Source organism: Flavobacterium sp. C4GT6 (assembly GCF_036347315.1).
Lineage (GTDB): Bacteria > Bacteroidota > Bacteroidia > Flavobacteriales > Flavobacteriaceae > Flavobacterium.
In genome coordinates, this window is sequence record NZ_JAZGZU010000017.1 from 86,615 (window position 1) to 94,250 (window position 7,636).

A 7,636-nucleotide genomic window follows, 5' to 3' on the forward strand; every position below is an offset into this window, starting at 1 on the left:
TATTTTTATTTAGTCTAAATAGTTTTAATTTTGCAGCAACATAACCAAAAACCAAATCATTATGAAAATCAACTTTACCAGAAGAGATGCTGTGCGTACCATGCACAAGGCATCACACTTTGTAAGGAAGAATTACACCCCATCACTACTGGGGCTGTTCTTGCTTGCAGCCGGGCAGGTTTCTGCTCAGGAGTATTGTACACCTCAGTTTACATCAACTGCAAACCTAAGTTGTGATAATTACAAACTTAGAAATGTTATAATAGGTGATATTAGTAACGATGTTACAAGTGCTGACTGTACAACTTTTGATTATCTTTCTTTAAGTACTACACATGCACCGGGAGAAACGGTAGATTTTTCTATTACTATAGGAAATTGGATGTCGTTTGCTATATATGCTGATTTTAATCAGGATGGAGACTTTGATGATACTAACGAGATGCTTTTTGCAGGTCACCCAGACTGGGTTACAGCTATTGAGACAGTTACATCAACCTTTGATGTTCCTACAGATGTTACCACAGGTACATATCGAATGAGAGTATTGGGTATATGGGGAGATAATGCAGATAACCCTCCGGTAGATGAAGGTCAGGCATGTGCTACTTTTGTTAGAGAAGGTAACGGTAACTACCATGACTATACTTTAGTTGTGGGTGAGGCCGCTGCTACATATAACCAAGCTGTAACAATTACTTCAGGATTTAACCAAGACATTATTGCTAATGGAGTAGGTAATGCATCTGAAAGTACAGATATGAGCTTTGATCAAACCAATACACGAGCATTGGTGTCATTAGATTTCCAGGCTACATCGGGGACCACTTTCCCTACTTACGGTTTACCTGCAGATGGAGTTATAAACAGTGCGACTACCACTGATGTTATTTTCCAGCTTGCAGATTACTCGGGTAATAACGCTTTGTTCCTTACGCCTGATTATGTGGGCACAGGTACAAATACCGGAACACTTGAATTTTCGGCTCAAAATGTAACCGATGTATATTTTCTGGCAGCTTGTGCAGGTGGCGGTATGCAAACAGTACCATTTACGGCTACAGTAAACTTTAGTGATGCAACAAGTCAAACGGCTTCACTTACTGTAAACGACTGGTACAATGGTACCGGTACTGCTATACAGGGTATAGGAAGAATAAATACAAGTAATAACAACCTTGAAGGTGATGCTTCTAATCCTAGACTTTATGAAATAGCTTTGGCGATAGATGAAGCTAATCAGGAAAAAACAGTTATCGGTATTACTTTTACTTTTAATGGTGACAGTACTGCAGAGTGGGCAACTGAAATACGTATGTCTGTACTTGCAGTAAGTGTAACAGCTACAGAAGTTGTTACTTCCGGAGAGTGTGTATTTACTCCGTTAACATTAACAGGATTTAACCATGATGTGGTTGCCGAAGGTACAGGTGGAGATGCTAACGATAAAACTACACATCCGGTAGATGGTGCTAATGCATTTTATGCTCAGGATTTTGTTCCTACAAATCCACACAGTTCGGGTGCGAGTGCTGCTGCTTATGGCGGGGGACTTCCAAATGACGGTTTAATATCTAGCAGCGCTACAGAAGGTTTAACATACCAGTTAGCTTCTTATACTGAAAGTAACGGACTTGTATTAAGAAATACTACCAGTAATACAGGTACACTTGAACTTACAGAGCAGAAAAAAGCAGAGAAAGTATATATCGCCTGGGTAAGTGCCGAAGGATCAAACAATGTGGACGTTCAGGTTAACTTTGCCGATGGTACTTCACAAATATTTGTTAACCAAAATGCTACAGACTGGTGGTCTACAAGTCCTGATGCTTCTACCGTTGCAATGGGAAGCATAGGTAGAATATCGGTTATCACTACAGCAGGCTGGGCACCATTAAACAGTTTTAGCGGACTTACACAAACCCAACTTTTCCAAACAGAGTTTACTCTGGATGAAGAGAACCATGATAAGCTTATCAGTTCTATAGCATTCACTAAAGAAACATCTACAAACCCGGCAGCAACTACCGCTGTAATTGCAATTAGTATTTGCGAAACACAATCGGTTACTGTAGAGCCTTCTGTTGTAATCACTACTCAGGACGAAGTACTTCCTGAAATTACGGTAAACGAAGGTACACTTCAGTTAATGGCTACAGTTACTCCGGAGGAGGAGACTGTTGTTTGGACAATAGAGCAGGGAGCAGAATATGCTATTGTTGACGAAAACGGACTTGTAACTGCTGTTGCAGATGGTACTGTTGTGGTGAGAGCCACGCTTTCTTCTGATGAAACAGTATACGACGAAATTGAAATCACTGTTTCTAACCAAAACATTGATGTGACAGCTGTTGAAGTTGTTGTTGAAAATGATGCAGAAGCTACTATTACTACAGAAAACGGAACCCTGCAGCTTTTAGCAGTAATTACTCCAGAAGATGCTACCATAACCGATGTTACCTGGAGCGTTGAGGCAGGTACTGATTTTGTCTCTGTAGATGATAACGGTCTTGTAACGGCTTTAGCTAACGGTACTGCGACTGTAAGAGCTACATCTGTAGATAATACTGATGTTTACGGCGAACTGGAAGTGATAGTTGACATTGAAGCACTTGGTACAATTGATTTTAATGCTACCACATTTACGATATATCCTAATCCGGTATCGTCTACTTTATATATTAACGCTAAAAGTAATGTTAATGAGGTAAAAGTGTACAACATGCTGGGGCAGGAAGTTTATACTGCTGCTACAGGTGAGGTTAACCTACAGGATCTTCAGGCGGGCTATTATGTTGTAAAAGTAAGTTTTGATAACAATACTACCGCTACAACTAAAATACTTAAGAACTAAACCTTAACTAAATTATAGCTGTGTAATTCAGTATCCCTTCAGGTTGTTTAATCTGAAGGGACTGTAACACAGTGATATTTCATTTTCGGAAATGAAAACTATAACGAACATAATTAACTACAAACTATAAAATCTTATGAAAAAGATAGCAGGAAATTTATTCATGCTTTTCATGCTCTTTACAGCCATAAGCGGTTATTCGCAATTGGCTCAGGAAGGGTTTGAAGATACCTCTGTCTGGCCACCTACAGGCTGGAATATTTACAATAATGGAGTTGGGCCTGTACAGGCATGGAAGAGAAGTACATTAGGTAATACTGTATTACCTTCTTATGAAGGGGATTATGCTGCCCTTATTGATAAAGAAAACGTAATTGGAGATGTACCGGCACAAGACTGGCTGGTTACACCACTGGTATCATTACCGGTTAATGCACAGTTACGATTTTTCTCAAGGTTAAGTATTAACGGAGATGATGGTAGCTTATACCGTATTATGATCTCTACAGATGCAGATCCTTCAAATTTATCTGCATATACTCAGGTTGAAGAATGGACTGAGTTGGAAATAAACCCAACTCAGCAGGAATATAACGAAATAGTGGTATCGCTTTCAAGCTTTGCTGCCGCAACAAATGTTTATATAGCGTTTGTTATGGAAGGTGATGATGCCGACCGTTGGTTGGTTGATAATGTTTCGGTTACAGAAGAGTGTGTTGCTCCAACAGCTCTTGCAGCAATTAATATTGGTACAGAAACTGCCGACCTGTCTTGGGGTGGTGGTCTTGCAAGTGAGTGGGAAGTAGAAGTACTTCCTACTGCCGATGTTCCTACAGGTACAGGTGTATCGGTTACCGGAACTGCAGAATATAATGCAACACTTCTTACAGAAAATACAGATTATAAGTTTTATGTAAAAACAATTTGTGAGGAAGATGTAAACGAGAGCGACTGGGCAGGGCCTTTCTTTTTTACTACAGTAGGATTAGGTGATACCTGTGCTGCTCCAATTGAAATTACCGCATTGCCATACTCTGTGTCAGATAATACCTCAAACTACGGAGATGATTATAATGGTGTTCCGGGTGCATCCTGTGGGGCAACATTAAGCTATTTAAATGGTAATGATGTGGTTTATTCTTATACACCTGTCTCAGATGGGGTTATAAGCATAGATCTTGAAGACGTGGTAGCTTATGAAGGGATTTTTATTTATGATGATTGCAGCGATATAGGTACTGCCTGTATTGATGGTGGTGTGTCTGATTTTTCAGCTACTCCGGTTTCAATATCTACTTTTTCAGTTACTGCCGGTACAACTTACTATTTTGTGATTTCAACATGGCTGGCACAAACGGCAGCTTATAGTTTAACTATTCAACAGGTAAACTGCCCTCCGCCAACTGGATTATCTGCTTCAAATATAGGTCTTTCAAGTGCCGATCTTACCTGGGATTCCAATGGTTCTACTTCATGGGAAGTAGTGGTACAGGAAGAAGGTTCAGGCATACCTGCAGGAGCCGGTACAACAACTACAGTTAGTACAAATTACAATGTAACGTCAGAATTTGATGGTACTCCTTTAGCATCAGCTACAAATTATGAATACTATGTAAGGGCAGATTGTGGCGATGGTACTTTTAGTGCCTGGTCTGGTCCTTTTGTATTCAGTACAACAGTATGTGATGTGGCAAATCAGTGTACTTATACTTTTATCCTTACTGATAGTTATGGTGACGGCTGGAATGGTAATACCATAAGTGTACTTCAAAATGGAGTTGAAGTAGCTTTATTGGGACCTGGTTTTACAGGATCGGGACCTTTTGAAGTATCGGTACAGGTGTGTAATGATATGCCTATCGAAATTTTCTGGAATTCAGGAGGTAGTTATGCTTACGAAGTGGGGCTTATTGCCAGAAACGGATTCAATCAGGATTTCTATACAAAACCTGCAGGTACAGGTTCTCAAAATACATCATTATATACAGGAACTGTAGACTGTGATGAACCATTATGTTTAGCTCCTGTAGGTATTACCGTTTCAAATGAAACGACTACAAGTGTTGATTTATCATGGAATGATGTTCCGGGATCATATGAATATTTCTATGTAGAGGCTGGCGAGCCGGCACCATCGGCAACAGATGTTGGTACTCCAACTACAGAAACTTCGGTTACTATTAATGATTTAGATCCTTCTACAAATTATGACTTTTATGTAAGATATGTATGTGCAGATGATTCTCTTACCGAATGGGCAGGTCCTGTAAGTTCACACACTAATGTTTGTGAGCCGGAAAATCAGTGTATATTTACTTTTGAGATGACCAGCGAAGCCGGTACGGGCTGGCAGGGTAACACCATGACGGTTTCTCAGGGAGGTGTAGAGATTCAGGTAATAGGTTCCAGTTTTACCTGGGGTACATCTGCAACGGTAGATATCCCGCTTTGTCCGGATGTTGATATTGAGGTATTTTGGAACACATCAGGCTCTAACCCTACAGACAAAGGACTGATTATTTACAGTCAGTATGAAGATATTTACTCAAAACCTGCAGGTTTAGGAGAACAGGGTACAGTAGTGATTGCAGGTACGGTTTCATGTGACGAACCTACATGTCCAAAACCACAAAATATAGAATTGGTAGCTACTACTTCGTCTTCAGCTACATTAAGTTGGGACGAAATGGGTGATGCCGGTACATGGGAAGTATGGGCACTTCCTGCAGGATCACCTGCGCCAACAGTTGCAGGAGAGTCAACTACAGAAAATCCACATACTGTTACCGGACTTGATTCGGCTACAGAATATGTATTCTATGTAAGAGCTAATTGTGGCGATGCCGATGGGTACAGTACTTGGACAGGTCCGTTTAGTTTTATTTCGGCTATTGAGAATGATGAGTGTGACGGAGCAGTAACGGCTACTGTAAATATGACTGATGAATGTGTTGATTTTACAGAAGTATCATTCTTAGGAGCCACCGCATCTACAGAGCCGGTTTGTGCCGGTGTTAACGGTGGCGATGTATGGTATGAATTTGTAGCGGGAGACTCAACACATATTATTACCCTTAGTAATTTTGAAGTAGGTGACACGTCGGCTCAGCCATTTGTACTTGCTCTTTATGAAGACGCTTGTGGTGATGCCCTTGGTGAACCACTATATTGTAGTGAAAACAATGCTATTAATGCGTTAGGGCTTACAGTAGGTGCTACTTATAAAGTAAGAATTTCACTTAATTCAACTACACCAAATAATTCATTACATGTAAGTGACCTTTGTATTACAACTCCTAATACTAATGGTAATGGAGCCTCACAATGTTTAGTAACAACAATCAATTCTGATTTTGAGGAGCCTATATTTGAATTAGGAGGATGGGCTATGTTCCACCAAAATGCAGTACCGGGCTGGAGAACAACAGCTACAGACGGCATGATAGAATATTGGGGCGATGGCTTTAACGATGTGCCTGCTTATAGCGGTAACCAGTTTATTGAGCTTAATGCTAACCAGGTAGCAGGTGTGTACCAGGATTATGTTGCACCCCCTGGAACTGTTTTTGAATATGGTTTTGCTCACCGCGGACGTATGGCAATTGAGACCTGTCAGCTTAAGGCAGGACCTCCGGGAGGACCATATCTTCCGGTAGGTGATCCTGTTTCTACAGGTACTAGTGACTGGAGTTACAATACAGGTACTTATGTTGTTCCTGCAGGTCAGGATGTAACACGTTTCATTTTTGAATCAGTTGCTACAGCTGGTGATCCAACAATAGGTAACTTCCTTGATGCCATTACATTTAATGCTAACACGGGTATTGTTACGCCGAGCCCACTTGATATAGACTGTTCTGATCCGGTAGCTAATATTGAAGCTATAGGTGGAGGTACATGGTTAGCTTATGATACTAACCCTTCTGCAACTGTGATAGAAGATCCTAACAGTAATGTAACTACAATTACCGGATTTACTGTTCCGGGAGATTATTATTTTGAATGGTCTACGCCTTTCTGTAACAGTACGCTTGTAATAACTTATTCAGGAATTGATATTCCTGCTCCGGTTGTTAGTAATGTTACCTATTGTGAAGGTGCAGTTGCTACAGCCCTAATAGCAGAAATACTGGAAGGATATACTATTAACTGGTATGATTCTGAAGACGGTGTGTCACTTACTGAGGCTCCAACGCCAGATACATCTGTAGCTGGTACAACGACTTACTATGTAAGTCAGTCTAACGAAAACGGATGTGAGAGTCCGCGTGCAGCTATTGATGTATCGGTTATTGCTATACCGGTTGCAGATATAATGGTAGATGTTTCTGATTGTGATGCTTTTGTGCTTCCTGTGCTAAGCGAAAATAATAATTATTATACAGGACCTGATGCTACAGGTGATATGCTTGCAGCCGGAGATGAAATAACAGAGGGTCAGACTGTTTACATCTTCGCTCAGGTTCCTGGTACAGAATGTTCCAGCGAGAGTAGTTTCGTTGTTAGTATTGTTCCAACACCTATCATAAGTGTTAACCAGGGTTGTGAAGGCGGAACTTATATGCTTGAAGTAGCTCTTGATGCAAACTATACAGAAGGTACTGTTAACATTGACTGGACTAATGCAGATGGTGCAACTATAGGCACTGACTTAACTGTTATTGCTACAGAGGCTGGAGTTTACACTGTAACGGTAACACCTGCCGGAGGTGATATCTGTTCTTCATCTTTTGAGCTTACTGTTGATAATGTTGCCTGTATGATTCCTAAAGGTATCTCTCC

General features: G+C 40.6%; 2 protein-coding genes. Both read left to right on the forward strand.

Translation table 11 applies throughout. From position 1 onward, the window contains the following. Window positions 1–61 precede the first annotated feature (61 nt). Window positions 62–2,854, forward strand: coding sequence for an Ig-like domain-containing protein (locus tag V3Z67_RS16230; protein ID WP_330444314.1), 2,793 nt, complete (start codon window positions 62–64; stop codon window positions 2,852–2,854). 136 nt (window positions 2,855–2,990) lie between these two features. Next, window positions 2,991–7,636, forward strand: a 4,646-nt coding sequence (locus tag V3Z67_RS16235; protein ID WP_330444315.1) for a fibronectin type III domain-containing protein, incomplete at its 3' end; no start/stop codon positions are given.